This window comes from Kitasatospora sp. NPDC092039 (assembly GCF_044756065.1).
Taxonomy (GTDB): Bacteria; Actinomycetota; Actinomycetes; order Streptomycetales; family Streptomycetaceae; genus Kitasatospora.
In genome coordinates, this window is sequence record NZ_JBIVSD010000016.1 from 90,205 (window position 1) to 117,172 (window position 26,968).

23 protein-coding genes are annotated in these 26,968 nt (G+C 71.7%); 12 read left to right on the forward strand and 11 right to left on the reverse strand.

Annotated elements, in window-relative coordinates; all coding sequences use genetic code 11:
• Window positions 1-20: 20 nt before the first annotated feature.
• The 5 genes from ACIQI7_RS27955 to ACIQI7_RS27975 all read right to left on the reverse strand — a co-directional run bounded on the left by ACIQI7_RS27955 (window position 21) and on the right by ACIQI7_RS27975 (window position 3,539).
• A complete protein-coding gene (locus ACIQI7_RS27955; protein ID WP_401114853.1) occupies window positions 21-725 on the reverse strand; it encodes a YidC/Oxa1 family membrane protein insertase in 705 nt (234 codons plus the stop codon).
• 83 nt (window positions 726-808) lie between these two features.
• On the reverse strand, window positions 809-1,102 hold the full coding sequence (locus ACIQI7_RS27960) for a DUF6412 domain-containing protein (protein ID WP_401114856.1): 294 nt from the start codon (window positions 1,100-1,102) through the stop codon (window positions 809-811).
• A 96-nt stretch (window positions 1,103-1,198) separates the two neighbouring features.
• Window positions 1,199-1,708, reverse strand: a complete 510-nt coding sequence (locus ACIQI7_RS27965; RefSeq protein WP_401114859.1) for a hypothetical protein — start codon at window positions 1,706-1,708, stop codon at window positions 1,199-1,201.
• Between the two features lie 17 nt (window positions 1,709-1,725).
• Window positions 1,726-3,126 (reverse strand): hypothetical protein, encoded by a 1,401-nt coding sequence (locus tag ACIQI7_RS27970; RefSeq protein ID WP_401114862.1) that lies wholly within the window; start codon window positions 3,124-3,126, stop codon window positions 1,726-1,728.
• A gap of 2 nt (window positions 3,127-3,128) precedes the next feature.
• Window positions 3,129-3,539 carry a WXG100 family type VII secretion target gene (locus tag ACIQI7_RS27975; protein ID WP_401114865.1) on the reverse strand — a complete coding sequence of 137 codons (411 nt, stop codon included), beginning with the start codon at window positions 3,537-3,539 and terminating at the stop codon, window positions 3,129-3,131.
• 124 nt (window positions 3,540-3,663) lie between these two features.
• On the opposite strand from ACIQI7_RS27975, the gene ACIQI7_RS27980 reads away from it, so the two are divergent.
• On the forward strand, window positions 3,664-3,948 hold the full coding sequence (locus ACIQI7_RS27980) for a type II toxin-antitoxin system Phd/YefM family antitoxin (protein WP_387756977.1): 285 nt from the start codon (window positions 3,664-3,666) through the stop codon (window positions 3,946-3,948).
• Window positions 3,941-4,363 carry a type II toxin-antitoxin system VapC family toxin gene (locus ACIQI7_RS27985; RefSeq protein WP_387756978.1) on the forward strand — a complete coding sequence of 141 codons (423 nt, stop codon included), beginning with the start codon at window positions 3,941-3,943 and terminating at the stop codon, window positions 4,361-4,363. The genes ACIQI7_RS27980 and ACIQI7_RS27985 overlap by 8 nt, the downstream gene beginning before the upstream one ends.
• Before the next feature lie 31 nt (window positions 4,364-4,394).
• Here ACIQI7_RS27985 and ACIQI7_RS27990 read toward each other — a convergent pair whose 3' ends face one another.
• A complete protein-coding gene (locus ACIQI7_RS27990; protein WP_401114870.1) occupies window positions 4,395-5,471 on the reverse strand; it encodes a Gfo/Idh/MocA family oxidoreductase in 1,077 nt (358 codons plus the stop codon).
• Window positions 5,472-6,159: 688 nt separating this feature from the next.
• On the opposite strand from ACIQI7_RS27990, the gene ACIQI7_RS27995 reads away from it, so the two are divergent.
• Window positions 6,160-7,272: a sensor histidine kinase gene (locus ACIQI7_RS27995; RefSeq protein WP_401114873.1), complete on the forward strand. Its 1,113-nt coding sequence runs from the start codon at window positions 6,160-6,162 to the stop codon at window positions 7,270-7,272.
• Window positions 7,273-7,290: 18 nt separating this feature from the next.
• On the opposite strand, the gene ACIQI7_RS28000 is transcribed toward ACIQI7_RS27995, so the two are convergent.
• On the reverse strand, window positions 7,291-9,819 hold the full coding sequence (locus tag ACIQI7_RS28000) for an FtsX-like permease family protein (RefSeq protein ID WP_401114876.1): 2,529 nt from the start codon (window positions 9,817-9,819) through the stop codon (window positions 7,291-7,293).
• 4 nt (window positions 9,820-9,823) lie between these two features.
• Window positions 9,824-10,492 carry an ABC transporter ATP-binding protein gene (locus ACIQI7_RS28005; RefSeq protein ID WP_401114879.1) on the reverse strand — a complete coding sequence of 223 codons (669 nt, stop codon included), beginning with the start codon at window positions 10,490-10,492 and terminating at the stop codon, window positions 9,824-9,826.
• Window positions 10,493-10,979: 487 nt separating this feature from the next.
• On the opposite strand from ACIQI7_RS28005, the gene lanKC reads away from it, so the two are divergent.
• The 4 genes from lanKC to ACIQI7_RS28025 all read left to right on the forward strand — a co-directional run bounded on the left by lanKC (window position 10,980) and on the right by ACIQI7_RS28025 (window position 17,471).
• Entirely contained in the window at window positions 10,980-13,592 is a 2,613-nt protein-coding gene (gene lanKC / locus ACIQI7_RS28010; RefSeq protein WP_401114881.1) for a class III lanthionine synthetase LanKC, read from the forward strand.
• Window positions 13,593-13,703: 111 nt separating this feature from the next.
• Window positions 13,704-13,820, forward strand: a complete 117-nt coding sequence (locus tag ACIQI7_RS28015) for a SapB/AmfS family lanthipeptide (protein WP_401114884.1) — start codon at window positions 13,704-13,706, stop codon at window positions 13,818-13,820.
• Between the two features lie 136 nt (window positions 13,821-13,956).
• Window positions 13,957-15,744: an ABC transporter ATP-binding protein gene (locus ACIQI7_RS28020; protein WP_401115112.1), complete on the forward strand. Its 1,788-nt coding sequence runs from the start codon at window positions 13,957-13,959 to the stop codon at window positions 15,742-15,744.
• Window positions 15,741-17,471: an ATP-binding cassette domain-containing protein gene (locus tag ACIQI7_RS28025; RefSeq protein WP_401114887.1), complete on the forward strand. Its 1,731-nt coding sequence runs from the start codon at window positions 15,741-15,743 to the stop codon at window positions 17,469-17,471. The genes ACIQI7_RS28020 and ACIQI7_RS28025 overlap by 4 nt, the downstream gene beginning before the upstream one ends.
• A gap of 19 nt (window positions 17,472-17,490) precedes the next feature.
• On the opposite strand, the gene ACIQI7_RS28030 is transcribed toward ACIQI7_RS28025, so the two are convergent.
• Window positions 17,491-18,117, reverse strand: coding sequence for a DNA-binding response regulator (locus ACIQI7_RS28030; protein ID WP_401115115.1), 627 nt, complete (start codon window positions 18,115-18,117; stop codon window positions 17,491-17,493).
• Window positions 18,118-18,391: 274 nt separating this feature from the next.
• On the opposite strand from ACIQI7_RS28030, the gene ACIQI7_RS28035 reads away from it, so the two are divergent.
• The 5 genes from ACIQI7_RS28035 (at window position 18,392) to ACIQI7_RS28055 (ending at window position 22,643) form a co-directional block, all read left to right on the forward strand.
• Window positions 18,392-19,171 carry an HAD-IIA family hydrolase gene (locus tag ACIQI7_RS28035; protein ID WP_401114890.1) on the forward strand — a complete coding sequence of 260 codons (780 nt, stop codon included), beginning with the start codon at window positions 18,392-18,394 and terminating at the stop codon, window positions 19,169-19,171.
• A 197-nt stretch (window positions 19,172-19,368) separates the two neighbouring features.
• Complete coding sequence (locus ACIQI7_RS28040) at window positions 19,369-20,310, forward strand: low temperature requirement protein A (RefSeq protein WP_401114893.1); 942 nt, start codon at window positions 19,369-19,371, stop codon at window positions 20,308-20,310.
• Entirely contained in the window at window positions 20,307-20,561 is a 255-nt protein-coding gene (locus tag ACIQI7_RS28045; RefSeq protein WP_401114896.1) for a hypothetical protein, read from the forward strand. The genes ACIQI7_RS28040 and ACIQI7_RS28045 overlap by 4 nt, the downstream gene beginning before the upstream one ends.
• A gap of 78 nt (window positions 20,562-20,639) precedes the next feature.
• The gene (locus ACIQI7_RS28050) at window positions 20,640-21,368 is read left to right on the forward strand and encodes a uracil-DNA glycosylase (RefSeq protein WP_401114899.1); all 729 of its coding nucleotides are present in this window, start codon (window positions 20,640-20,642) and stop codon (window positions 21,366-21,368) included.
• 213 nt (window positions 21,369-21,581) lie between these two features.
• Entirely contained in the window at window positions 21,582-22,643 is a 1,062-nt protein-coding gene (locus ACIQI7_RS28055) for a glycoside hydrolase family 6 protein (RefSeq protein WP_401114902.1), read from the forward strand.
• Window positions 22,644-22,692: 49 nt separating this feature from the next.
• Here ACIQI7_RS28055 and ACIQI7_RS28060 read toward each other — a convergent pair whose 3' ends face one another.
• Together ACIQI7_RS28060 and ACIQI7_RS28065 are read right to left on the reverse strand one after the other, a co-directional pair.
• Window positions 22,693-24,624 carry a galactose oxidase-like domain-containing protein gene (locus ACIQI7_RS28060; protein WP_401114905.1) on the reverse strand — a complete coding sequence of 644 codons (1,932 nt, stop codon included), beginning with the start codon at window positions 24,622-24,624 and terminating at the stop codon, window positions 22,693-22,695.
• A 113-nt stretch (window positions 24,625-24,737) separates the two neighbouring features.
• Window positions 24,738-26,849, reverse strand: a complete 2,112-nt coding sequence (locus tag ACIQI7_RS28065; RefSeq protein ID WP_401114908.1) for a glycosyltransferase family 2 protein — start codon at window positions 26,847-26,849, stop codon at window positions 24,738-24,740.
• Between the last annotated feature and the right edge of the window lie 119 nt (window positions 26,850-26,968).

A 26,968-nucleotide genomic window follows, 5' to 3' on the forward strand; every position in this document is an offset into this window, starting at 1 on the left:
TCGCCGGCCGGCGTGGCTGATCAGGCGACCAGCGCGGCCGCCGGCACGGGCGTCCCGTCCCGGTACAGCCAGGCCCGCTCGGCGGCCGACCAGACGCCGGCCGTCAGCAGGTAGAGCACGGCGGCCACCGGCACCAGCGCCGCGAACAGCACCGACCCGAACGACAGGTACGGCAGCAGTCCCGCCCCCGGCTGCGGGGCGGACTGCGCCGCCGCCGTCGCCGCGGCCGCGCGCCGGGCCCGGCGGAAGTTGACGTACCCGACCACCGCCAGCCCGGCGAACAGCACCCCGAACACCGCCCACTGCCCGGCGCCGTGCGCGCCCGTGACGTGCAGGCCCAGCGGAACGCCGAACAGGGTGTCGTCCAGTAGGTCGTTCGGGGTGGTGAACAGGCGGTACATCACCGAGAAGAACGGAACCTGCACCAGCAGCGGCAGGCACCCCGCGAACGGCGACACCCGCTCCTCCCGGTACATCTCGGCCAGTGCCTCCCGCAGCCGCTCCGGCCGGTCCCCGTGCCTGCGCCGCAGCGCGGCGACCTTCGGCGCCAGCCGCGCCCTGGCCTTCTCCCCGCGCGCCGCCGCCCGCGCCAGCGGATGCAGCGCCAGCCGGACGGCGACGGTGAACAGGACGATGGCCGGCGCGGTCGGCACCAGGTGGGCGACGGCGGCGACGACGGCGTGCGCCAGGGCGACGGCAGGATCGAGTACAGCGAGTACGGACATGGCGAAGCGAGCCCTCCGGGGTCTCATGACATGAGTGGTCGGCGGAGGGCGGCCGTGCGGAACTGCCTACGGAACGAGGGGTTTCACGCGGCCGCCAGGGCCGCTCCCGGCGCCCTGGGGCGTCGCCTGCCCCGGGCGTCCGGATCACGCTGCGGAAGGAACGCCGTACCGAACGCCCGGCGCCGCAGCACCCCGCTGCGCACGGCCGCCGGCGCCCGCGTGCCCGAGAGCCGCGCCCCGGCCAGCGCCCCGGCGACCGCCCCGGCCACCAACACCACGGCCGCGACGGCGGCAACCGACGCGAGCGTCCCGCTGTCGGCCGCCAACTCCCCGGTCAACACCCGGAGCAGGCCCAGCAGCATCGCAACCACGGTCACGGCGCGCTCCCCCTCCCGGTGTCCCATCGGCTCCCTGACGTACCAGCAGGACGATCCTACGGCCCACCCGGTTCCCGCATCCACCACGGAACCCCCCTACGGTGCGTCCCCCGCCTCCACCCACACCCGGGTGCCACCGTCCGCCTCCGTCGCCAGCCGGAGCGTCGCCGCGAGCCGCTTGTTGTGCCCGGGCAGCGGCTCGGCGAGGAAGGAGCCCTCCCGCAACGGTCCCGCCGCCTTCGGGTCCGGCGCCCCCGCCCGCTGGAAGCCGGTCACCGACCACCCACCGAGAGAAATACCAGTGCCCGGCTTCACCGAGATCCCCAAGCCCGCCAGAAACGCCTGCTCCTCACCCGGCGGCAGCCGGAACGCGAGGAACGCCTGGTCGTCCTGGAGGCCCTTCAGGTACGACCATCGCACCTCGGTCGCCGACGCGGGCGGCCGCACCCGCGAGAACTCCGCGACGAACTCCGACGGCACCGTCAGCCATGACCCGGGCCGACCGCTGTTGTCCGGCGGATGCTCCACCTGGTCCCGCAGCCAGTAGATCCCTCCCACGGCGGCCCCCACGAGCACCAACGGCACCATGAGCACCAGCAGTAGCACCCATCGTCCCTTCCGCGTCACTGTGTCGTCCTCCCCGGGGCGGTAGGTTCGTCGAGTTGGATGGTGATCGGCTGGGTCCTGCCGACGATGTCGAACTCCTTGGCGAGTCCGGTCTGGTGCAGCGTCGCCATGTCGTGGTCCGTGACGGTGGTGCCGGCGATCGGCGTGGTCTTGCCTTCATCCCAGTTGTAACGGTCCCAGACGTTGACCTGGTACTGCAGCGACACCTGCGGCTTGCCGTCCGGTCCGGGGACGGCTGTCGCCACTCCGGATGTGAGGTACGGGTAACTCCCGATCGCGAAGTACCAGTTCTCGTCCTTGAAGCGGCGGTGTTCAACCGGGCTCTCGACGGGGATCGAGACCGGAACGCCTCCCGACTTCTCGAATGCCTCCACCGCGGCCTGGCGCCACTTGTCCTTGTTGGCGGCCAATTGGGCAGTCGCGCTCGCCTGGAAGTCGGCGTCGTCACGAAGCACGGGTTCGACGGCCAGGCTCAGGGGCGTTCCGTCGCCGTCCAGATAGTGCGCCATGTTGCGGGCGGCATCCGGGTAGCCCGCGAGCGCACCGCCACCGACCATGCTCGCGACCTTCACTCGCATCATCTGGTCGGCGATACCCGGCTCGCGGACTCCCCATAGCCCGGCCCCCTTGTCCGGCGAGGACCACTCGTACTCGGTCGGCCCCAGCACCCCGGCCTTGATCAGCCTGTCCGAATCGGCCGCGAGCAGCCCGGCCCGCAGGGCGGGATCGAGCGCCGCCCACCACTCCTTCCGGGCCCTGGGGTCGGTCGGCATGCCCATGGCCCCCTCCAGGTCGCTCAGGGCGTTGCCGGCCCCGTACGGATGCGTCGCCGGGTCGACCTCCTCCGGGTCGAGCGCGCGCAGAGCCGTGGCCACGGCGTTGTCGGCTTCGGTGGCTTCCGTCAGGGCCGCGGTCATGACCTGGACGTGCTGCCGCACCTCGTCCCACTTCCGCTTCTGGTAGGCGATCGCCTCGGGGTCGTTGCGTTCCCCGGGCGGCAGGTCGGGCAGCGTGGTCGTGCCGTCGTCGGCCACGGTCGCGCCGAGGGCCTCGGCGTCGCCGATCGCCCGCAGCAGCTTCTGCTGGGCCCCGGCCAGGGCCTTCCTGGCCTGGTGCAGCGCGGCGGCGACGGCCAGCGCCTCGAAGTGGAAGGCGTGCAACTCGTCGGCCAGGAACCCGATCTCGCGTACGGCCTCGTCAGCGGCCGCGCCGGTCCAGGGCCGACTCCCGGACCCGGGGGCCGCGTACGGGCCGCCGCCGCCCGAGAGAGGGCGGAGCACGCCGGAGCGCAGCTGGCCGACGAGGTGCTCCACATGGCCGGAGACGCCGTTCCAGGTGCCGCCCGCGTGGTCGAGGGAGTCGAAGGACGCGTGGCGGAGCAGGGCGAAGGTCACCATGGTCACGGCTCCTTGAAGCCGCCGGCGGCGGCGTTGTCGGCCGCCTGGTAGCTGCGGGCGGTGGCGTCGAGGCGGTCGGCGGTCAGGCCGAGCCGGTGGTCGAGGCTGTTCCAGCGCTCCTTCCACCAGGTGAGCGACTGGGACAGCGCGGGGCCGCCGGCCCACCCGCCGGCCAGTGCCTGGACGGCCGCGGCGGTGTCGGGCTCGACGCGGCCGACGGCGAACCGCAGCTCACCCTGTAGCCGTCGGGATTCGCCGGCGGCCTGCTGGAGCACGGTCGGCTGGACCAGGACGGTCGGGCCGGTGCCCGTCCACGGCCCGGTCGGACGGGACGGGTCGGCAGGATCACGGGCGGGTGGTGTGTCCTGGCCGTAGAGCCAGGGATTCTGGTCCCTCTCGCTGGTTCCGGTCATGACAGAAGCCCCCTCTGTTCGATGATCGGTGTTCGAACCTAGCGGATCGGGCGCGGTCGACGAGGGCTTTCGGCGGGGTCGTCCGGGTGTAGCCAGGGGTGCTACGCGGGGCTACCGTGGAGGGATGAGGACGATTACCCAGCGGGAGTTCCGGAACAACTCCGCCGCGGTGATGGACGCGGTGGAGGCGGGGGAGACCTTCCACATCACCAGGAACGGGGTCGAGGTCGCGGAGCTGCGGCCGGTGTCCGGGAGGCGGCGGCTCACGGCGGAGGAGCTGGTGGCGCGGCACGTGAAGCTGCCGCGGGTGGACTACCAGCGGATGCGCAAGGAGGCCGAGGAGTACTTCGGGCCCGAGGAGCTGGTGGGGGACGAGGGCGACGACCCGTTCGAGCGGCGGCGTGGCTGAGCGCCGCAGAGCGTCCCGGCGGCGGCCGGCCGGGGTGCTGGACACCTGTGTCTACATCGACCTGGCGCTGCTCAACCCCGCCGACCTGCCGGCCGTGCCGGAACTGACCGCGATCACCTTCGCCGAGCTGCAGCAGGGCGTGTCGATGGCCCGCGATCCGGTCAGCCGGGCGGACCGGCTGGAGGTGCTGGGCGCTGCCATGGCGGACTTCGACCCGCTGCCCTTCGACGCGGCGGCCGCCGCCCGCTACGGCACCCTGGTCACCCTCACCATCGCCGCCGGCCGGCAGCCGCGCCCGCGCCGGATCGACCTGATGATCGCCGCGGTCGCCTCGGCCCACGGGCTGCCGCTGTACACCCGCAACCTGGCGGACTTCCGAGGGCTGGGCTCGGCGGTGGAGGTCATCGGGGTGTGAGGACGGCGGTCCCGCGCCGCTTGGACGGCGGTCAGCCCAGGCGGACCGCCGTCCCGGTCGCCGCGGAGGCGCGGGCCGCCTCCAGTACGGCCAGGGCGGCCACCGCGTCGCGCGGGTCGACCGGGGGCGGGGTGCCCGGGGTGGCCAGGGCGGCGGCGATGCCCGCGTAGAAGACGGGGTAGTCGCCCGGCTCGGTCGGCAGCGAGATCGCGGACTCGTCGGTGCCGAGGGTGCCGTAGTGCGAGGGCTGGTCGGCGCCCCAGGGGCGGGTGCCGTCCGGGCGCAGGCCCGCCCGCAGGTCGGCCTCCTGCGGATCCATGCCGGGCTTGACGTAGCCGGCGGTGTCCCCGAGCACCCGCAGCCGGGGGCCGATCAGCGGGGTGATGGCGCTGGTCCACAGGTGCGAGCGGGTGCCGGAGGCGTGGGTGAGGGCCAGGAAGGCGTCGTCGTCCACCACCGCGCCGTCGCGCCGCACGTCGATCTCCGCGTACACCGTCTCGACCGGCCCGAACAGGGTGAGCGCCTGGTCGACCAGGTGGCTGCCCAGGTCGTACAGGGTGCCGCCGACCTCGGCCGGGTCGGCCAGCTCCCGCCAGCCCGGCTTGGGCTTGGGGCGGAAGCGCTCGAAGCGGGACTCGAAGCGGTGCACCCGGCCGAGCGCGCCGCCGTGCACCAGCCGGCTCGCGGTGAGGAAGTCGCCGTCCCAGCGCCGGTTGTGGAAGACCGAGAGCAGCACCCCCCGCTCCTCGGCGAGCCGGCACAGCTCCAGCGCCTCGGCGGCGGTGCCGGCCAGCGGCTTGTCCACCACGGTGGCCAGGCCGGCCCGCAGGGCGGCGCGGGCGAGCGGCGCGTGGGTGCGGTTCGGCGAGGCGATGACGACCAGGTCGAGCGCGTCCGGGTCGGCGAGCAGCTGCTCGGGGGTGTCCACGGCGCGGGCGCCGGGGTGCTCCCGCGCCAGCTGGGCACGCCGCTCGGGGTTGGCGGTGACCACGGCGTCCAGCCGCAGCCCCGGCGTGGTGGCGATCAGCGGCGCGTGGAACGCGGAGCCGGCCAGGCCGTAGCCGATCAGGCCGACGCGGGACGGACCGGGGGTCGTCTGCGGGTTCATGCGCCTACTCAATCACGAGGCACCCGGTTGCTCCCGGTTTCGGCGGAACGGCCGCCGCCAACCGTCGACCGCCCGGCAGCCGCGTAGTGGTGGCAGTGGCACTGTGTAGCCCTCCGGCGGGACGGCCTCTGTCGTTACTACCGCGCCGACGAGACCCGTATCCGCCTGTACAGCTCACGATCTTGCCGTGAGGTCCTGATTCCGGGCTGCTCCAACCGGATCATGAAGTGCTGAGAGCCATCCACGGACAGGGAGAGCGGGGAAGCGGGAAAGGTCGTCGAAGTATCGTCGCTCCGGACACGGCACCGAAGCCCCGTCGTTTTTCGGTGCACGGTAGGTGTTCCGGTCTTCGTCCCGGCTTTGTCCGGATGCGATCGCCGTCCCGAGCGCTGCGACTGCTCCGACCTCGGGTCGTCGACAACCCGACTCCGCCGTTTCCGGTCAATAACGGAGTGTTGCAACATCATTGCGCACGGGAACTATGCTCTTGACGGGGTGCGTGGGGGCGTGTCGTCTGCGAAGCGGGCTCCCCATGCTGATGGCATGACGAGACGTCCACGGGGAGATGGCTTTGGGTCACAGCGTGCACGGGATCGATGATGAGCACTCCGCGAGGTGGCCGACTGGGCGACTAGCGTCCCGGTGGCCCAGAGACCCCCTGTCGCGCCTCACTCAGGGCATCGTCGTCATGGTGGCCGTCGGCTTCTTCGCTGCCTCGGTAGTGGCTACCGTCCGCAACCGCGACGGACTGCCGTACCAGCTGTCAGCCATCGTCGTCCTGATACTGCTGCTGGGCTTCCAGATCGTGCACGCAGGCCCATGGCGCCTGGAGCGGATCTGGTGGCCGTGGAGCCTGTTCGTTCACGGGCTGCTCACCTATCTGCCGATCCTGGTGTTCGACGGGTCATGGGTCGGCATCCCCGGCTCCTTCGCCGGATCGGTACTGCTGACGGTCGCCGCGCCGCGCTCCTGGATCTCCTTCTCGGCATTGGCGGTAAGTCAGTACCCGCTTTGTGCAGTGCTTGGCGGCACATTCGGTCAGTGCGTCAACGCCGTCGTCTCAACCGTCGTCGGCGGCATCGTCGTCTACGGCGTGGCCCGGCTCGCGGACCTGACCGCCGAATTGCGGGAGGCCCGAACGGAGCTGGCGGAGCGCGCAGTGGATCAGGAGCGGTTGCGATTCGCGCGCGACCTGCACGACCTGCTCGGCTACAGCCTCTCGGTGGCGGCACTGAAGTGCCAACACGCGGAGCGGCTGGCGGTGAAGGATCCGAAGCTGGCGCAAGAGAAAATCTCCGAGGTGCTGGTGATGGTGCGGCAGGCGATGGCGGACACTCGTTGGATCTCCAGCGGTGACTTCCAGATGTCCCTGGCACGGGAATCCCGTTCGGCCGCATCGGCGCTGCGGGCGGCCGGGATCAGCGTCGAGGTCGAGCTGCTCTGCGGGGCGCTGCAGCCGGATGCCGACGCCGTGCTGGCGACGGTGGTGCGGGAAGCGGTCACCAACATGCTGCGGCACAGCGTGCCCCGGCAGTGCCGGATCCGGGCGGTCCGGGACGACGTCGGCGCCGTGCGCCTGACGGTCTCCAACGACGGCGTCCCGGCGGCTGGCGTACCGGGGGAGCCGAGCGGCGGGCGCGGCATCGACAACCTCACCGAGCGGCTGCTGGCGGTCGGTGGACAGCTGACTGCCAGGAAGGGCGAATTCGGCTGGTTCCACCTGTCGGCCGTTGTCGAGGCCGCGGCCGTCCGACCGCAGGCCGACAGGCCAGGGCCGCTAGTGCCCCCCAGGGCCGCCTGACCACCCGGGACCGGTCGGCTAGTCGCGAACCTCCATCGCCTGGACCGGTTCCCTCCGCAGCGCCAGCCGGGTGGTCAGCAGCACGGTGCCCACACCCAGCGCCGCTGCCCCGCCCAGTACCCCGGCCGCCCAACTCGCGGGCAGCGACGGCCAGGCAGTCCCGGTGAGCGCGAGGCTGACCGGGACGAGGACGGAGGCCGTGATCGCCGCGCCGACGGTGAGCGCTACGGCGACCGTGATCCCACCCTCCCATGCCATCATCCGCAGCACCTGGCGGTCCGTGGCGCCCACCAGTCGCAGCAGGGCGAACTCGCGCAGCCGTTCGGTCGTTGCCATCACCAGGGTGTTGACCACGGCGATCGCGGTGAACAGACTGATCATGCCTAGTAACAGCCGACCCACCGCAGTGGTCGCTTCCTGCTGCTGTCGGCGCGTCTCGTCGTAGTCTGCCCGGTCGCTGATCCGGGCCATCGGGAAGGCCGAAGTGAGGCCATGGAGTTCCCGCTCAACCTGCTGCGGATCGGCTTCTGGAGTGGTGCGGACCAAGACGGTCGGCGACAGTGGGTTCGGTGCGTGGGCGGCGGCGAATTCGGCAGGCAGCATCGCATCGGCGAACCGTGCGTCGCGGTCGTAGACGGCGACGACCGTGGCTGTGCTGCTGACGCCGTCCCTCCAGTCGATCCGGACGGTGGAGCCGACGCCGGCCTTGAGGGCAGCGGCCGACCGCTGACCCAGCGCGATGCTCTCGCCGCGCAGCCGGTCCAGCGAACCGGCTGTCACCCCGGGGTCGACCAATCGCTCCAGCCCCTGTGGGTCGAAGATCCGGGCGTCTACACCCCTGGTGTCGGCGGTGTCGACGGACACCAGGGCGGTGGTGAACACCAGCCCGCTGGCCGCTTCTATCCCCGGCAACTCTCGTACCGCGCTGACGAATTCCGGGGGCAGGCCGACACTGCCGGACTGAATCACGTGATCGGCCAGCAGTCGTCGGCCGTCCTCGGACACGTTGGCCTGAGCCTTGATCATCGGGACGAAAAGCACCGTGCCAGTGAAGGACACCGCTAGCACCAGCGGGGTGACGGCGGCGGCGAAACGGCGGGGCTGGGCTCGCAGGGCAGCGGACGCGAGGAATCCGGCGACCGGGAAGAGCCTACTCACTGGGCCGCCGATTGCCACACTGGCGACCCGGCCGATCAGCGGTCCGAGCAGGGCGACACCAAGTAGCAGTGCCAGCACCATGCTTTCGGCCGTGCCGGCGCCGCTGCGGCTACTCGTCGACCCGCCCAGTACCGCGCCGCACACGGCGAGCGTCACAAGGCCGAGCCCGGTCCGGATCCAGCCGATGCCGGGCGGCGCCATCGAGGAATCGCGCAGCGCCTGGGTGGGCTCGACCCGGGAGGCGCGGCGAGCGGCGGCCCAGACAGCGAGCTGCGCGGTGACGACTGCGCCGCCGAGGACGACCAGCGGGGCGGTCGGCCCGATGTGTAGCGGCACGTCCGAGCTGACCACCCCGCGATCGACCAGTCCGCCCCGTATAAGCGTGGCGAGGCCGATCCCCAGCGGCGTGCCGATCACCGCGGCCGCCACGGTCAGGACCAACGTCTCCAGCGCGATCATCCGCCGCACCTGGCCGGTGGTGGCGCCGACCGCCCGCAGTAGGGCCATCTCGCGCAGCCGCTGCTGAATGGACAGTGCGAGCGCCCCGGCCACCACGAAAACCGAGACGAACAGCGACAGCACGCCCATTGTCCCGGCGAGTGAGGAGAGGCCATCTCCGGGCCGGGAAGTCCCGGCGAATTCCAGTTCGCCGCGCTCGTCGCCGGTGCGGGTCCGGGGCTCGGTCCAGTGCCCGTCGGCGTTCTGCGGCCGGGCGGCGGCCAGCGCCTGCCGAGCCTGCGCGGCCAGTGTCAGCGGGTCGGTCCCGTCTTCGGCGGTGATGCCGATCGCGTCGGCGCCGGTCGTCGTCCCGGTGAGCCGGGCGGCCTGCTCGGCGCTGAAGAACAGCGCGCTCTGGCGGGACAACTCCTTCGGCGGCGAGGCCAGTCCGGCCACGGTGTAAGTGCGCGGTGCCTCGGTGGTGGCCAGGCGTACGGCACTGCCAGCTGTGACTCCGGCGCGGGCGGCGGTGGCGGCGTCGAGGACCACCTCGTCGGGCCCGACCGGGGCGCGGCCGGAGGTCAGCCGGAACGGTGCCAGGACGGCGCTCGTCCAGGCGTGCCCGAGTGAAGGGCTGCCATGCGGGCCGGACAGGACCTTCCCGCTCTCGGTGATCACCGCCGCAGGGAAGGAGACGTCCGGGACGGTTGCCGTGACGCCGGGCAGTTCGGCGAGCCGGTCGGCTAGCGGCCCCGCGTCGGGGATGCGGGTGTAACCGCCGATCACGACCGGGGCCGCCGCATAGCGCTCGGTGGGTGTGCCCGCGCGCAAGGCGGACTCCAGCAGGACGCCGCAGCCGACAGTCAGGACGAGGGCGAAGGTGAGCGCGGTGAAAGCGCCGGCGAAGCCGGCCTTCCGGGCGCGCACCGTCTGCCAAGCCAGCAGGAGCATGTCGTCAGCGCCTTCCCAGGAGGGTCATCCGTTCGGCGACCCGTTCGGGGGTGGGCCCGTCCAGGACTTCGGCGAAGCTGCCGTCGGCCAGGAAGTAGACCCGGTCCGCGTAGGAAGCGGCGACCGGGTCGTGGGTCACCATGATCACGGTCTGCCCCAGCCCGTCCACCACGTGTCGCAGCAGCCGTAGGACCTCGGTCGCGGTACCGCTGTCCAGGGCGCCGGTGGGCTCGTCCGCGAAGACCACCTCGGGGCGGGTCACCAGGGCCCGGGCTATCGCCACCCGCTGCTGCTGGCCGCCGGACAGTTGGGCGGGTAGGTGCCGCACCCGCTCGGTCAGGCCGGTCCGTTCGACGATCTCAGCCAGCCAGGCCTTGTCCGGTCGACGTCGGGCCAGCCTCAGCGGCAGGGTGATGTTCTGCTCCACCGTCAGCGAGGCGAGCAGGTTGAACGCTTGAAAGACGAAGCCGATCCGCTGCCGACGCAGGACCGTCAGCTCGTTCGGGTTCAGTGCCACCAGGTCCCGGCCGGCCAGCCGGACCTGCCCGGAAGTCGGCCGGTCGAGTCCGGCGGCGCAGTGCAGGAAGGTGCTCTTCCCGGACCCGGACGGTCCCATTACTGCGGCGAACCCGCCACGCCGGAACTCCATCGACACCTCGCGGAGCGCGTGCACGGCGCCCGCTCCATGCCCGTACACCTTGCTCACCTTGTCGAGCCGTACCGCCGGGCCTGGATCGGAAAGGGAATGAGCCCGTTCCGGATCGCCGGAATCCGCAGTCCGCGAGAAAACGGGAATCCCCTCCTCAGTGTGCCGCCTTGCCCCCGTACCGGTGGCCAGCCTAGCCAAGACCACGCACCGGCGTGACGGCTGAACCGTCCGATCCGGCCGGACGGTCGCCCGGAAGGGCCCCTCGTGGAGAACCCGCGGTTGAACCCATGTGAATCGCATGGAGAATTCCATGGAGTACGGCGTAGTCAAAGTGCGATTCAAGTGCAATGATCGATCGCGTTCGACGCAATCGAACACGGATCGCCGGGAAGCTGGTGGATCTCATTCCCTGGTGCGGCCGTCCGGAATTACGTCGACCATGACGATATTTTTCCACCGGCGTTGTCAAGGGCAAGCCGGAATCTCTTCGGAGAAGTCACGGGGGTGGCGAATGTCCAAGCATTACGACGTGTACTGTATGGCCGATCCGACCTTCTTCGATTCGCCCACCGAGTTGAAGGAGGAAGGCCTGGACTTCGCCCTCTCCGGCCGACCGGTGCCCGAGAGTTGGAGCCGGATCGAAGACGGCGACTGGGTCATCTACCGCCCCGAGAGCGGTGAGCCGCTGCCCAGGCAGGGCTGGAAGGTCCACACCTCCGGCCGCCAGCAGAACGCCGACCGGATCCTGGGCGAGGTGGCGGACTACTGTTACGCCGAGCGCATCCCGTTCAAGCACCTGGCCGGCCGACACATCCTGCAGGCCCGGAACATGAAATACGCCCACCGGGGCTCCAGCGGCAAGCTCGTCACCATCTACCCGCGCGACGAGGCCCAGTTGAAGGCCGTGCTGGACGCCTTGGAAGCGCGAATCGGTGGTGAGGCCGGCCCGTACATCCTGAGCGACCTGCGCTGGAACGAGGGCCCCCTGTATGTACGGTACGGGGGCTTTGCCGAGCGGCACATGGTGTCCGAGCACGGTATCCCGGTCCAGGCCATCGAGGCGCCCAACGGCACGCTGGTGCCCGACAAGCGCGAGCCGGCCTTCCAAGTCCCGGAGTGGGTGGACCTGCCGGACTTCCTGGTGCCGCAGCTGGAGGCCCGCCGGAAGGAGTCGCTCGAGGGACTGCCGTACCGGATCGAGCAGGTGCTGCACTTCTCCAACGGCGGCGGCATCTACACGGGCGTGGACACCCGAAGCGGGGAGCGAGTCGTACTCAAGGAGGCCCGCGCCTACGCCGGCCTGACCAACGACGGCCTCGACGCGGTCGAACGTCTCCAGCACGAGCGGGACATCCTCGAACTACTCGCCGGGCTGAGCGTGGTGCCCAGGGTGATCGACTACTTCACGGTCGGTGACCACCACTTCCTGGTTGAGGAGTTCCTGGACGGCCAGCCGCTCAACAGGTACTTCGGGCAGCGCTACCCGTACAACAAGTCCCGGGCGGACCAGACGGAAATCGCGGAGTACACGGACTGGGCGCTCGGGATCTGCCAGGCCGTCGAGGAGGCGGTCGACGCCCTGCACGGGCGTGGCGTGGTCTTCGGCGACCTGCACCCGTTCAACGTGATGGTCCGCCCGGACGGCAGCGTCGCGCTGATCGACTATGAGGTCGCCTCCCTCGTCGATGCGCAGACCAAGCCCGCGCTCGGCAACCCCGCCTACGCGGCCCCGCGCGACCGGACCGGCTTCGCCATCGACCGCTACGCCCTCGGCTGCATCCGGCTCGCGATGTTCATCCCGCTGACCGCGATGCTCCGGCAGAGTCTCGGGAAGGCCCGTCACCTGGCCGACGAGATCGCTCGGCGCTTCCCGGTACCGCGCGAGTTCCTCGACGCCGCGATGTGCGACATCCTCGGGCCGGGCGGCTCGACCAGCACGGACGGGCGGCCGTCCACCGGTACCCCCGCGACGGTCTTCGAGTCAGCCGCCCTGCCGCTACCGACCCCGGACCACGATGCCTGGCCCGCCATCCGCGAGTCGCTCGTCGGCGCGATCCTCGCAAGCGCCACCCCGGACCGCGACGACCGACTGTTTCCCGGCGACATCGAGCAGTTCGGCACCGGCGCGCTCAACATCGCACACGGCGCCGCCGGAGTGCTGTACGCACTGGATGCGACCGGCGCCGGCCGTTTCCCGCACCATGAGCAATGGCTGCTGAAGCGCGCCCTGCGCAAGGACATCCGGGCCCGGTTGGGCTTCTACGACGGTCTGCACGGCGTGGCCCATGTGCTCGACCGCCTCGGCCACCGCACCGCCGCGCTGAACGTCCTGGAGCTCTGCCTTGCAGAGGGCTGGGAACGGCTGGGCTCCGACCTGCAGAGCGGCCTGTCCGGTCTCGCGCTCAACTTCGCGTACTTCGCCGGCGCAACCGGCGAGTCCACGCTGCGCGAGGCCGCACTCCGGGCCGCCGACCTGGTGGCCGAACGGCTGGGCGGCGCGGAAGACGTACCCGAGACCAGCGGCGGACGCCATCCGTACGCCGGACTCATGCGGGGCTCCGCCGGGCCGGCCCTGATGTTCGTCCGGCTGTACGAACAGACCGGCGACCGGGCCTTTCTGGACTTGGCCGCCACCGCCCTGCGGCAGGACCTACGCCGCTGCCTGACCCGCGCCGACGGCGCGGTTCACGTCAACGAGGGCTGGCGCTCGATGCCCTATCTCTCCACCGGCAGTGCGGGCCTGGCGATCGTCCTGGAACGCTATCTGGCGCACCGCGAGGACGAGCAGTTCCGCGCCGCCGCCGACGGCGTGCGGATCTCCTCGCAGGCCGAGCACTACGTGCTGTCCGGCCTCTTCAACGGTCGGGCCGGAATCCTGCATCACCTCGTCTCGACGTCCCGGCTCGCGCAACCGGTCGACGACCCGGACGTGGCCGTGCAGATCAGGGCACTCTCCCTGCACGCCCTCGCCTACCACGGCCAGCTCGCTTACCCGGGCGAGCAGCTTCTCCGGCTGTCGATGGACCTCGCCACAGGCTCTGCGGGCGTCCTGCTCGCCCTCGGCTCGGCCCTCGGCGATACGCCGGTCCACCTGCCCTTTCTTGGGCCGGCCCGGACCTCCTGAACCGGCCGACACCCTGACCGGCGCGCGGACGTGCGCCCCACTGACTCCCCTCTGCTCCAGGAGGGGTGCCCGCAAGGGCAAGACCGATATCCAGCGGAAAGGAAGAGAACCATGGCGCTGCTTGACCTGCAGACGATGGATCTGCCCACCGAGGCCGAGGAGATGGCCCCCATGGACAGCGGCCAGAGCACCAACTGCTCGAACTCCAGCTGGTTGTGGTGCAACTGACGCCGACGTAGCTAGTCGGTCAGGCCTCCCGGTCCTGAGCGGAATCCCGCCCAGGACCGGGAGGCCGGCGCACTTCACCCGCACGACCGCATGGCGGCACCCGCAGACCACCGCGACGACCTGGAGAGGCAGAGTGATGACCGAGTTCCCAGCAGCGGCCGACGGGACCGTGTCGACACCCGGCCGGGCGGCCGACCGCCTGCTGCTGCGTGCGGTACGGCAGGCCGGTGGCTGGGCCGTTCTCCTGGTGCTCGCGGCCCTCGGCAGCATGCTGGTCCAGGTGCTACTGCCCGCAATGGTCGGTGCCGCCGTGGACAGCGCGATGTCCGGCCGGACAGACGACGGGCGGATCACCACGTGCACGGCGGCGATCGCCGTGTTCGTCCTCTGCGAGGTGCTGTCCGACCTCGCCGCCGGCCGGAGTTCCGCCGTCGGCACGGCCTGGTTGCGCCGGGCCCAGCTCGCCCACCTGCTCACGCTCGGCGGGCGGGCCGCCGTCCGCTTCAATCCCGGAGACCTCACGGCCCGGTTGATCGGGGGCGCCGTCGACGCGGGCGCTTCCGCGGAGGTAGCCGTCTGGGCGGCACTCTCCGTCCTGCCGACTCTCACCAGCGTGGTCGCACTCTGGCTGATCGATCCCTGGCTGGCCCTCACCTTCCTGGCCGGCATGCCTGCACTGGTCTTCTTCCTGCGCTCATACGCCCAGGACATGTCGGCCCTGATCGCCCGGTACCAGAAGGTCCAGGGCGCCATCGCCGCAGGCTTCGTCGAGGCCTTGGGCGGCATGCGGACCATTGCGGCTGCGGGCACGATGGACCGGGAGGCGGAGCGGGTGCTGCGGCCGCTCCCGGAGCTGAGCGGCCTCGGCCATGACTTCTGGCGGGCACAGACCAAGATCGCCGCTAAAAGTGCCCTGTTGGTACCGCTCTTGGAGGTCGCCGTGCTGTCGGTGGCAGGCTTCGGGCTGGCCGTGAACCGGGTCACTCTGGGCGAGATGCTGGCGGCCTCCCGGTACGCCGCCCTGGGCGCAGGCGTCGGCATGACTGCGATGTTCCTTGGCCGCCTCGCCCGCGCCCGGGCCGGTGCCGGGCGCATTCAGGAGGTGCTTGCGGAGCCCGTCATGCAGTATGGCACCGGGGCGCTCCCACCAGGCCCCGGCTGCCTCGAACTCCGCGCGGTCACCATGCGGGTGGACGGGCAGATGCTGCTCGATGGTCTCGACCTGACTGTGCCGGGCGGGACGTCGCTCGCCATCGTCGGACGCTCCGGTACCGGAAAGTCGCTGCTCGCAGCGCTGGCCGGTCGATTGACGGACCCACAGTCGGGAACCGTGCTGCTCGACGGGGCTCCTTTGTCCGAGCTGTCACGCGAGGAACTGCGCGGTGCGATCGGGTACGCCTTCGAACGCCCGGCCCTACTTGGAGGAACGGTCGGGGAAGCCATCGCGCTGGACGACGTGACGGAGACGGACCGGCCGAGGCTCTCCCGGGCCGCCGCGGCCGCCTGCATCGATGCCTTTGTCGACCGCCTCCCGGCGGGCTACCGCACCGACCTGCGAAGTGTGCCGATGTCTGGCGGTGAGGCCCAACGGATCGGTCTGGCAAGGGCATTCATGCATCGGGGGCGGGTTCTGGTGCTGGACGACGCGACCTCCAGCCTGGATACCGTGACCGAATTCCGGGTCAGCACTGCGCTCACTACCGAGTTGGCCGGCCGCACGCGCCTGATCATCGCCCACCGGGCCTCCACCGCCGCGCGGTGTGACCTCGTGGCCTGGCTGGACGGTGGTGGTATCCGACGGATCGGCCCGCACAGCGAGCTCTGGGGCCTGCCCGAGTATCGGGCGATTTTCCAGCCCGACCCGCCCGCCGACGAATACCGGCCTGAAAGGGCATGCCCCAAGTCCGCCGAGGTCGGCGCGTGAACGGGACGCCTGAGATCTCGCTCCGACTCGAACTCCTTGCCCCGCTGCGCCGCTGCCCGCGGGTGGTCGCCCAGCTGGCGCTATGGTCGGCGGTCGAGGCACTGCCCGGGTTCGCAGCCGGCCGGCTGGTGGCCGGATCGGTCGACTCCGGCTTCGGTGCCGGCCGTCCGGCGGTCGGCATGGCCTATTTGGCCCTGCTCGGAGTCGCCGTGTTCGTCGGCGCGTGGGCGACCCGCCAAGTCTACCCACGGCTGGCGGCCCTGGTGGAACCGCTGCGGGACGACCTGGTACGTGGAGTGGTCACCGGCGGGCTGCGCGCTGCGTCGACGGCCCCCGAGCGGCCCGACACCTCAGGCGTTGCCCGGCTGACCCAGCAGGTGGAGATCGTCCGCGAGGCGTACGCCGGGATCACCATGGTCGTCCGCAGGTTCGTCTTCAGCGTCGGCGGTGCGCTCCTGGGCATGTGCTTCCTGGAGCCGCTGGTTCTGGCCGTGGTCCTGCCGCCGCTGCTTGCCGCGGCATGCCTGCTGGCCCTGATGCTCCGCAGCGCGACGGATGGCCAGCGGAACCTGCTGCTCGCCGACGAGCGGCTCGCCGCCGAGGCGGGCGCGGTCGTCGCCGGCTTGCGCGACGTGACCGCAGCCGGCGCCGAGGGGTGGACCGGTGACCGGCTCTCGGCGGCGGTCGACCAGCAGGCTCGGGCGGCGCAGCGCGTAGCCCGACTGACCGCCGGCCGGACCCTGGTGCTGGCCGTCGGCAGCTGGCTTCCGTTGGTCATGCTGCTGTCCACGGCCTCTGGGCTGTCCAGCCATGGCGTGACGGCCGGCGCGCTGCTCGGCTCGGTCACCTACATCATGCAGGGACTCCAACCCGCCTTGCAGACTCTGGTCCAAGGCCTGGGAGGCAGCGGGGTTCGGCTGGCCGTCACCCTGCGGCGGATCCTGGAATCCGCCCCGCCCGAATCCACCGCGCCGGCGGCCAGGCCTTCGCCGCGCGCGCCCGGCCCGTACGGCGTCGAGCTGAGAAAGGTCAGCTTCGCCTACAGTCCCGGTGCCGAGCCGGTGGTCCGCGACCTCGACCTGACTATTGGCCCGGGGGAGCACCTGGTGGTGGTCGGGCCCAGCGGTATCGGGAAGTCGACCCTGGCCGGCCTGATCGCCGGACTGCTCCGGCCGACCAGTGGCGAGGTGCGCCTGGGCGGGCGCCCACTGTCCGACGACCCCGCCGATCGCGCCCGCCACCGCGTCCTGATCCCCCAAGAGGCGTACGTCTTCGCCGGCACCCTCGACGAGAACCTGCGCTACCTCAATCGCGATGCCGGTCCCGGGGACGTGAACCGGGCGGTGGCCGCCATCGGCCTGGAACGGCTGGTCGACCGGCTCGGCGGCTACCTGGCGCAGATTGCGCCGGACGCGCTTTCGGCTGGCGAACGCCAGCAGATCGCGCTGGTCCGCGCCTACCTGTCCCCGGCCGAGCTGGTCGTCCTGGACGAGGCCACCTGCCACCTGGACCCGACTTCCGAGGCCCGGGCCGAGGATGCATTCATCCGCCGCCCGGGATCCTTGCTGGTCATCGCGCACCGGATGAGTTCGGCGCTGAGGGCCGAACGGGTCCTTGTCATGGACGGGACTGCCGCTGTCGTGGGCAGCCACGAGGAACTGCTGGCACTCTCTGGCCTCTACCGCGACCTCACCGGTCACTGGCAGCGTCCCGCCGGAGCCCACTGAGGGCGGCCGTACGCGGGCGTCAGCCGATCCGTGGTCCGACGGACAGCCAGCCCATCTCTTCGGCGATCCGGACCGCATCCACCCGGCTGCGTCCTCCGGTCTTGGACACGGCGGCGGCCAGATGGTTGCGCACGGTGCCTGCCGAGATGAAGAGGCGGGCGGCGATTTCGGTGACCGAGGAGCCCTCTGCCGCGAGTCGAAGCGTGTCCAACTCCCTTGGTGTCAGCGGGTTCTCCTGTACGTTCAGGGCGGCTAAGGCCAGCTCCGGAGCGATGGCGCGTTCCCCGGCGGCCACCTTCCTGATCGCCGCAGCCAGTTCCTCGGCCGGGGCGTCCTTCCCCAGGAAGCCGAGAACGTGGGCAGAGAGCGCACTGCGCAGGTACGCCGGCCGTGCCAGCCCAGTGAGGACCAACGTGCCACACGCCGGGAGCTTCTGGTGCAGTTCGGCCGCGGCTCGCAGCCCGTCTAGCCCGGGCATGTCGATGTCGAGGATTGCGACATCCGGCCGCACTTCCAGCGCGGTCGGCACGACCAGATCCCCGCGGCCCACGTCGGCGACGACCTCCAGATCGTCCTCGTATGCGAGGAGGGCGATCAACGCGCTGCGCACCATGCTCATGTCCTCGGCTAACAGCACTCTGATCATCATCAACTCCCCCTGTCGGATGACCGTCACGCACAGCCTCCATTAGACAACACGCTCTGGCTCAGTGTGTGGACAGTTTCGGTGCGGCCGTCGTTTGTCCAGTGGGATCCCCGGGCCGGGAGGTAGGGCCGGTCGACTGCCTCGTGCTTGCGCCTCGGACGACTAGGCTGGTCGGCGTTGGGGCAGCCTGTGGCGCCCGGCCGGCCGAGGGTGTCCGGTCCGGAGCGATGTGCGAGATCGTTCAGAACCGTTGCAAGACCGAGGAGACACCTACGTGGCAGAGCGCAAGCCCATCGAGTCCTGGCTGACCGACATGGACGGGGTCCTCATCCACGAGGGCACGCCGATCCCCGGGGCGGAGGAGTTCCTGCGCAGGCTGCGGGAGTCCGGCAAGCCCTTCCTGGTCCTCACCAACAACTCCTTCTACACCCCGCGCGACCTCAGCGCCCGGCTCGCCGGGATGGGGCTGGAGGTGCCGGAGGAGTGCATCTGGACCTCCGCCCTGGCCACGGCCAGTTTCCTCAAGAGCCAGCGGCCGAAGGGGACCGCGTACGTGATCGGCGAGGCGGGGCTCACCACCGCGCTGTACCAGGCCGGTTACGTGCTGACCGACAACAACCCCGACTACGTCGTGCTCGGCGAGACCCGCACCTACTCCTTCGAGGCGCTCACCAAGGCGATCCGCCTGATCAACCAGGGTGCCCGGTTCATCTGCACCAACCCGGACGAGACCGGCCCCTCCACCGAGGGCGTGCTGCCGGCCACCGGCTCGGTCGCGGCCCTGATCACCAAGGCGACCGGGGTCGAGCCGTACTTCGTCGGCAAGCCCAACCCGCTGATGATGCGCGAGGCGCTGAACACCGCCGGCGCGCACTCCGAGACGGCGGTGATGATCGGCGACCGGATGGACACCGACATCGTCGCGGGCATGGAGGCCGGCATGGAGACTATCCTGGTGCTCACCGGCCTGACCTCCGCCGCCGACGTGGAGCGCTTCCCGTACCGGCCGACCCGGGTGGTCAAGTCGATCGCGGACCTGGTCGAGCTGGTCTAGGGGCCCTTGTCGGGTCCGTCGTGGGCCCCTTCGTCGGGCCGGCCCCGGGCAGCGCATCCGGCGGTCCGCGTCGGACCGGTGCCTGGCGGGAACCGGCGGAGACGCCCTAACCTCTGCGGTGCTGTCGTGGGCCCCGTTCCGGTCGATCGCCGGAGCGGGGCCGCTTCGTACCTGCGGGGAGGGCCGGGCGGATGGGCGTGACGGGGGAGTCACAGGGGCTGGGGGAGAAGCGGGTCACCTGGGCGGAGCTCTACTTCGACCTGGTGTTCGTCTTCGCGATCACCCAGGTCTCCGGGCTGCTGCACCACCACCACGACGTGGCCGGGCTGGTCCGGGCGCTGGTGGTGTTCGTGCCGGTGTACTGGTGCTGGGTGGGCACCACCGTGCAGGCCAACATCCGGGACGTGGACAACCTGCGGGACCGGCTGGGCATCCTGCTGGTCGGGCTGGCCGGCCTGTTCATGGCACTGGCGGTCCCGGGTGCGTACGGCGGGCGGGGCGTGCTGCTCGGCGCCGCGTACTGGCTGGCCCGGGTGGTGCTGCTGCTCCTGGTGGTCCGCATCCCGGGCGCGTGGCGCGGGCCGTACGGGGTGGGCGTGCTGGTCAGCGGGCCGCTGCTGGTGGCGGGCGGGCTGCTGCCGGAGGGGCCGCGGCTCGCGCTGTGGGCGGCGGCCGCGCTCGGCGACCTGGCCGCGCCGCTGGTATTCCGGCGGCGGCTCGCGGTGGTGGCGTACCATCCGGCGCACATGCCGGAGCGGTTCGCGCTGTTCCTGCTGGTGGTGCTCGGCGAGTCGATCGTCGGGATCGGCGGCACGGCGGCCGCGGCCCGGCTGGACGCGGCCGAACTCGCCACGGTGGCAGTGGCGTTCACGATCTCGGTGGGCCTGTGGTGGCAGTACTTCGTGTGCGCAGCGGACGCCATGCGGCACGCCGTGGTGATCGCCGACTCGCGCCGGGACCTGGTCCGGCGGGTCTTCCAGTACGGGCACCTGGCGCTGGCCGCCGGCGTGATCGGGGTGGCGGTCGGCTTCGGGGAGACGGTCGCGGACCCGCGGCGGGCGCTCGGCGCGGGGCCGGTGGCGCTGCTGTACGGCGGGTGCGGGCTGTACCTGCTGGCTTCGGCTACACGCGCTGGATGATGTTCCGTCAGGTCGCGGCGACCCGGATCGCCGCGGCGGGGGTGGTGCTGGCGCTGCTGCCCGCGATGGTGCGGCTGCCGGCGCTCGCGGTGCTGCTGGTGCTCGCGGTGCTGCTGGTGGCGCTCAACGTGGTGGAGCACCTGCGGGTGGAGCGGCGGGTGGCGGAGCGGAGGGACGTGGAGCGGGAGGTGGATCCGGCGACGGAGCGGGCGGTGGCCGCCCGGAGCCCGGAATCCGCTCCGGGGGAGTGAGTTGTCGGTGGGGCTGTGTAGCGTTCGGGGTGAAAGAGGGCGTGCGGCGCAGCAGCCGCGGTGTGGGAGGTAGATGTCGTGACGGACACGGTCGAGGCGGGCGTGGTCGAGGCCGGCGCGGGCGGCGGGCTGGAGCTGCCCGAGTCCTGGCGCGGGGTGCTGGGCGCCGAGACGGAGAAGCCGTACTTCGCCGAGCTGGCCGCCTTCGTGGCGGCCCAGCGCGCGGAGCACGAGGTGTTCCCCCCGAGCGGCCAGGAGTTCGCCGCGCTGGAGGCCACCCCGTACGACAAGGTCCGGGTGCTCGTGCTCGGCCAGGACCCTTACCACGACAACGGCCAGGCCCACGGCATGAGCTTCTCGGTGCTGCCGGGCACCAGGACGCCGCCGTCGCTGCGCAACATCTTCAAGGAGCTGGACGCCGATCTGGGCATCCCGGCCCCGGACAACGGCTACCTGATGCACTGGGCCGAGCAGGGCGTGCTGCTGCTCAACGCGGTGCTCACGGTCCGCGCGCACGAGGCCAACTCGCACAAGGCGAAGGGCTGGGAGAAGTTCACCGACGCGGTGATCAAGGCGGTGAGCGACCGCGAGGAGCCGGTCGTCTTCGTGCTGTGGGGCAACTACGCGAAGAAGAAGCTCCCGCTGATCGACACCACCAGGCACGTGGTGGTGCAGGGGGCGCACCCGTCGCCGCTGTCGGCCAAGCTGTTCTTCGGCAGCCGTCCGTTCTCGCAGATCAACGCCGCGCTGGACTCCTTCGGCGGCGAGTCGATCGACTGGCGGGTGCCGAACCTGAAGGAGGCCTGAGCCCGGCGGGAGCGCCTCGGGTGGTGCTCCCCGGGTTCCGAGCGTCGGTGGCCGTGGGCCGGGCGGGTTCGATGTCCCGTTCGCCCACGGCCACTTGCCGTTCACCGGCGGTGGCCGTCGGCCGGTTCCGGGTGTGCTTAGCTGGTGCCGACCGGTCGCCGGACCGGTCCCGGGGAGGGGCGGTACGTGCGCGGGCTGGGGCGGACAGGGACGTTGCGGGGGGCCGCGGGGGCGCTGCTGGCCGGGGTGGTACTGGCGGCCGTGTCCGGCTGCGGCGGCTCGGCGGGCGGTGGCGCACCGGGCGCCGCTCCGGGGGCGGGGCAGAGCTCGGCCGCGGTCACCGGCCCGGGTTCGGGCGGGGCCGGCGGCTCGGGTGCGGGCGGGGGCCTGGCACAGATCCCCGGACAGACCTTCTACGTCTCCGACCGGACCAACGCCGCCCACCAGGTGACCGCGCTGCGCGGCCAGGGCCGGACCGCGGAGGCCGAGACCCTGCTGCGGATCGCCGCCCAGCCCTCCTCCCAGTGGCTCGGCGAGCAGGGCGCCAGGGAGATCGCCGAGCAGGTGAGCCGGCGGGCCACTGAGGCGGGCCGGACGGCGGTCTTCGTCGCGTACGACATCCCGCACCGCGACTGCGGCCAGTACTCGGCCGGCGGCGCCCCCGACGCGGCCGCCTACCGGGCGTGGATCACCGGTGTCGCCCAGGCCCTCGGCGACCGCAAGGCCTGGGTGGTGCTGGAGCCGGACGCCGTGGCGCACACCCTGGACACCTGCGGGATCAAGGGCGACCTGGCCGCCGAGCGGTACGGCCTGCTCGCCTTCGCCGTCCAGGAGCTGAAGAAGAACCCGAACGCGCGGGTCTACCTGGACGCGGGCAACCCCGGCTGGGCCCAGGACCCGGAGGAACTGGCCGCCGCCCTGCGCAAGTCGGGCATCGCGGCGGCGGACGGCTTCGCCGTGAACGTCGCCAACTTCTACGACACCGACCGGAACGCGGCGTACGGCGCCAGGCTCTCCGCGGCCCTGGGCGGGAAGAACTTCGTCATCGACACCAGCCGCAGCGGCAACGGGGCGCTGGGCGGCGACGCGTGGTGCAACCCGTCCGGGCGGGCGCTCGGCGAGCGGCCGACCACCGAGACCGGCCGGCCGGGGGTGGACGCCTACCTGTGGATCAAGAACCCGGGGGAGTCGGACGGCGACTGCGGCCGGGGCGAGCCCCGGGCGGGCGAGTTCTGGCTGCCGTACGCGCTGGGGCTGGCACAGGCGGCGCGCTGAGGCCGCCGGCGCCTGAGGTTGCGCGGACGCCCGCGGTCGCGCCCGGGCGTCAGTCGGTGACCTGGATCCAGCGGGCGACCGACGGGGTGCCGGCGGCGTCCGTCAGGAACAGCATGTACCAGCCCGGCGGCAGCAGGTTGGGGTTGCCGGGCAGGGTGAGCGAGACGCCGTCCGCCGTCCGTCCCGTGACGTCCAGGGCCACCGAGCGCTGCTCGACGTCCGTCACGTGGGTGACCGAACTCGGCCTGATCAGCTTGGCGGTGGCGACCGCCTCCGGCCGCGCCGTCCCGACGGTGACGGTGCCGCCGAGCCTGGCCGCCTCCGGAACGGCCCCGACCTGCGGGCGCTCGCCGTGGTACAGGTACGGCGGGGTCCAGATCTCGATGCGCTGCTCGAAGCCGCCCGGCTGGGTCTCGGCCTTGTCCGCGAAGAGCGGGTTGGAGCCCAGCACGGCGACCCGGCCGTCCGGCAGCAGCAGCGCCTCGGAGTGGTAGTCACGACCGACGGTCGGCTCGGCGGCGGTGCTGAAGCTGTTGGAGTCCGGGTGGTACACCTGCGCCTTGAGCAGGTCGCTGTCGCCCCGGCCGCGGTAGCCGCTGGAGCCGCCGGTGGTGAAGACGGTGTCGTCCGGGAGGATCACGCTGTTGAGGTAGCGGGTGCCGCCGGCCGGCAGGTCCGGGCCCGGGGCGAAGGAGGGCACGGCGGAGGAGAGGTCCGCGATGTCGGTGCGGGCCGTGGACAGCGGGGACTCGCCGACACCGCCGCCGCCGAGCACCATCACCTTCTGCGCCTGCGCGGGCGGCAGCAGCACCGAGGAGGAGGTCTCGGTGAGGCCCGGGTCGCGCAGGCCGGGGACGGGCTGGAAGGCCCCGTTCGACAGGTCCCACACGCCGGGCTCGCGGCCTTTGTCGCCGGGGCCGTACCCGCCGTTGGAGCCCGAGTAGAAGAGCTTGCCGGAGGCGGTGAGGAAGATCGCCGGGTAGGTCGGGAAGTAGTGGTCGGGGCCCTTGGACCAGGACTTGCTCTTCGGGTCGTAGATCTCGTTGTCGTTGCCGTCGAGGATCTCCCCGGTGTCGTCCAGCCCGGAGACGGTGACCACCCGGCCGTCGCCCAGCCCGGTCAGCGTCGGGTACCAGCGGGCGTGGGCCATGTCGGTGACCGGCTCGTACAGCTCGGTGTCCGGGTTGAACTCGAAGGCGGAGCGGATGCCCTGGTACTCCTGCTTGTCCAGGGTCAGCTTCTCGTTCTGCCCGTACAGGTTGTGGGTGTCGGCGCCGCTCAGGCCCTTGATCCGGTACTGGGCGGGGGAGCCGGAGACGTACTCCGGGCCCGGGCCGACCGCCTCCACGTACACGTGCTGCTCCCCGGCGGTGACCACGGTCTGCCTGCCGGAGCCGGTCTTGGTCGCGGCCGGGACGGTCACCGGGGCGGTGCTGGCGTACTCGTGGCCGTCCGGGGAGACGAAGACGGTGCCCTTCGGGAAGGTCCGGTCGCGCTCCGGGCTCTCGTTGCGCACCCGCATGATGCCAGCCGCCTTCTTCACGGCGCCGGCCAGCTTCTCGTAGCGCTGGGTGCCGCCGGCCACCAGGACGCGGCCGTCCGGGAGCGAGGTGTGGCCGCCGCAGAACATGTCCGCCGGGGTGGGGACCAGCTTGTAGGTGTTCCCGGCCGGGTCCCAGAGCAGGCTCTTGAAGGTGCCCGCGTCGAACTGCTTCTCGTCGTTGCCGGAACCCGCCACGATCAGGACCTTGCCGGTGCGCAGCAGGGTCGCGTGCACGGCGTTGACCCGGAACTCGGCCGGCAGCGACAGGGTCTGCCAGTGGCCGTACCGCGCCTTGTACTCGGGCCGGTTGATCACGTAGTGGTGGTACTGCTCGGAGGCGAAGCCGAGGACGGCCGGCGCGTTCATCCCGGCCACGGTCAGCGCGACGGTGCTGCCGAGGGCGAGGCGCTTGGTGCGGCCGGCCTTGTGGATCTTCACGGTGGGTGCTCCCCTCGGGAGGCGGTCGGGGGCGGGGCGGTCGGGGGCGGCTCTGGTGCGGATCGGTGCGCGGCGCTGTTCGGTATGGGGCGCTGTTCGGTGGACGGTGCTGCTCAGTGGGAGGGCGTGCCGCTGCGGGCGTGGTCGGGTGCGGTCCCTACGGGCCGGGCGGGCGGTGCGGACGGTTCGGGCGGTTCGGGCGGTTCGGGCGGTGCGGGCCGGGGCGCCGTCGGGGCGGGCTGGGGCGGGCCGGTGAGCCGGGCGGCTCGGGGGTCGCGGGCGTGGCGCGGGCGGCGCCTCTCCAGGACGACCCTCGGGGCCGCCGTCGGGCCGCCGGTGACGGTGAGGGTGGCGGTGGGACGGGTCCGGCGGCGGCGGACGGCGTCGCCCGCGCTGATCAGGACCGGCAGGAGGGTGAGCGCCAGGGCGATCCAGGCCCAGGTGCGCATCGCGGCGTGGTCGTAGCCGGTGAAGTAGGAGGCGGTGATCGCGCCGCCGAACACCAGGGTCCAGAACAGGTGGAAGCGGAAGGTGCCGAGCCGGTCGGTGCTGGCCGAGCGGCCCTTCGGCGTCACCACGAAGCGGCTGCGGCGGCGTACCAGCGCCTGGAGCAGCGAGGCCGCGTAGACCGGACCGCAGAGCGCGGACATCGCCATGCCGGCGACCCCGGAGGAGCCGGCCGGCTCGTGCGGGCTCACGTTGTGCTTGCGGTTCCAGGTGTAGAGGAGGAGCTGGAGCGCGGCGGCGTCGCTGTAGAGCATCATCCAGATCTCCGAGGAGACGTGCACGCCCGAGGCGCCGAAGCCCAGGTAGAGCACGCTGGACAGGCCGCCGAGCAGCCAGGTGAGCGCCGCCATCGGGTAGAAGCCCACCATCAGCGAGTAGTTGAGCAGCCGCCCGGGCGACAGCCGCCACAGCACCCGCCAGTACTGGGTGAGCAGGGTCTCGTAGGTGCCGCGGCTCCAGCGCAGTTGCTGGGAGAAGAAGTCGGTCCAGGAGGACGGCCCCTCGCCGACCGCGAGCACGTCCGGGGTGTACACGGACTTCCACCGTTCCCCGGTCTGCGGGTTTCGGCGCCGGTGGAACTCCAGACCGGTCGCCATGTCCTCGGTGATGGAGTCGTACAACCCGCCGATCGACTGGAGCGCGCTGATTCTGACGGCGTTGTTGGTGCCCACGAACATGGGCGCGCCGTAACGGTTTCCGGCGCGTTGGATGAGGGCGTGGAAGAGGTACTGCTGGCTCTCGGAGAATTTGGTGACGGCAGAACCGGAGCTGCGGTAGTTCCCGTACACCTGGGGCCCGACCACGAATGCCACGTCGGGGTCGCGGAAGTAGCCGAGCATCCGCTCGCAGAAGTCCGGCAGCGGGACGTGGTCGGTGTCCACGGACACCCAGAACTCGTAGTCGTCGCCGTGGGCCTGGAGCCAGGCGTTGTAGTTGCCGTGCTTGGTTCCGGCGCGGAACCTGCCCTTCGGCCGGTTCCAGTGCGGCCGGCCGGCGCGACTGAAGTGGCGGACGCCCAGCTCGGTGCAGAGCGCCTGCATTGCAGGATCGTTTCCCTCGTCCAAGAGCCATACGTCGTACGGACCGTCGTGCCGCACGGCCCGGGCCGCGGTCAGGGTGGCCCGGACCATCTCCGGCGGCTCCTTGCCCGGCACGCAGGTGGTGAGGAAGGCGACCCGGGTGCCGGACTCCGGTGTCACCGGGACCGGGTCGCGGGCGACCAGGGTGGCGTGGGTGTTGGAGACGACGTTGACCAGCCGGAACACCTCGACGACGGCGATGATGCCGATCATCACCTTGTCGCCGAGCAGCACCAGGCCGTTCGTCTCGTCCAGCCGCTCGGGCCAGTGCTCCGGCAGCAGCAGCCAGACCAGCAGCACCGCCTCCACCACGGGGGCGGCCATCAGCAGCAGGGCGGCGCGGATCCGGTGCGGCTCGCGGCGCAGCAGGCTGCGGTAGCGCACGCGGTAGGGGGTTCCGGGGGGCGGTTCGTACGGGGCGGGGGTGTACGACGTGGCCGGTTCCGGCCAGTAGACGCCGGCGCCGAGGTCGTCGTCCTCGTCAGGGTCGTGGGCCGGGCCCGCGAGACGGCTGAAGTGGCCGTAGTCGTACGGGGCTTCGGGTACGGGAAGGTCGCTCAGGGCGGCCTCGTCAAGCTGCCCGGCACCTCGCCCATGGGCCGTTCCGACGCCCTTTCGCCGTGAGAACGGCTTGGTCATGGCTGCTCCCCCCGGAGTTCGAGACTTGGTCGGCTCGCTCGGCTCGCTCGGCATCTGCGTGGGCTTGCCTCGACTCGGAGCCGTCCGGGGCGGAGCAGGGGGAACCGGTCGGAATCGGC

Excerpts from the sequence above, each read along its gene's own strand:
- ACIQI7_RS27980 (WP_387756977.1), top strand. The coding sequence starts at position 3,664 with ATGAGGACGATTACCCAGCGGGAGTTCCGGAACAACTCCGCCGCGGTG.
- ACIQI7_RS28065 (WP_401114908.1), bottom strand. The coding sequence starts at position 26,849 with ATGACCAAGCCGTTCTCACGGCGAAAGGGCGTCGGAACGGCCCATGGG.
- lanKC (WP_401114881.1), top strand. The coding sequence starts at position 10,980 with ATGTCCAAGCATTACGACGTGTACTGTATGGCCGATCCGACCTTCTTC.
- ACIQI7_RS27955 (WP_401114853.1), bottom strand. The coding sequence starts at position 725 with ATGTCCGTACTCGCTGTACTCGATCCTGCCGTCGCCCTGGCGCACGCC.
- ACIQI7_RS27990 (WP_401114870.1), bottom strand. The coding sequence starts at position 5,471 with ATGAACCCGCAGACGACCCCCGGTCCGTCCCGCGTCGGCCTGATCGGC.
- ACIQI7_RS28000 (WP_401114876.1), bottom strand. The coding sequence starts at position 9,819 with ATGCTCCTGCTGGCTTGGCAGACGGTGCGCGCCCGGAAGGCCGGCTTC.
- ACIQI7_RS28030 (WP_401115115.1), bottom strand. The coding sequence starts at position 18,117 with ATGATCAGAGTGCTGTTAGCCGAGGACATGAGCATGGTGCGCAGCGCG.
- ACIQI7_RS27970 (WP_401114862.1), bottom strand. The coding sequence starts at position 3,126 with ATGGTGACCTTCGCCCTGCTCCGCCACGCGTCCTTCGACTCCCTCGAC.
- ACIQI7_RS27995 (WP_401114873.1), top strand. The coding sequence starts at position 6,160 with ATGGTGGCCGTCGGCTTCTTCGCTGCCTCGGTAGTGGCTACCGTCCGC.
- ACIQI7_RS28045 (WP_401114896.1), top strand. The coding sequence starts at position 20,307 with ATGATGTTCCGTCAGGTCGCGGCGACCCGGATCGCCGCGGCGGGGGTG.
- ACIQI7_RS27975 (WP_401114865.1), bottom strand. The coding sequence starts at position 3,539 with ATGACCGGAACCAGCGAGAGGGACCAGAATCCCTGGCTCTACGGCCAG.
- ACIQI7_RS28015 (WP_401114884.1), top strand. The coding sequence starts at position 13,704 with ATGGCGCTGCTTGACCTGCAGACGATGGATCTGCCCACCGAGGCCGAG.
- ACIQI7_RS28020 (WP_401115112.1), top strand. The coding sequence starts at position 13,957 with ATGACCGAGTTCCCAGCAGCGGCCGACGGGACCGTGTCGACACCCGGC.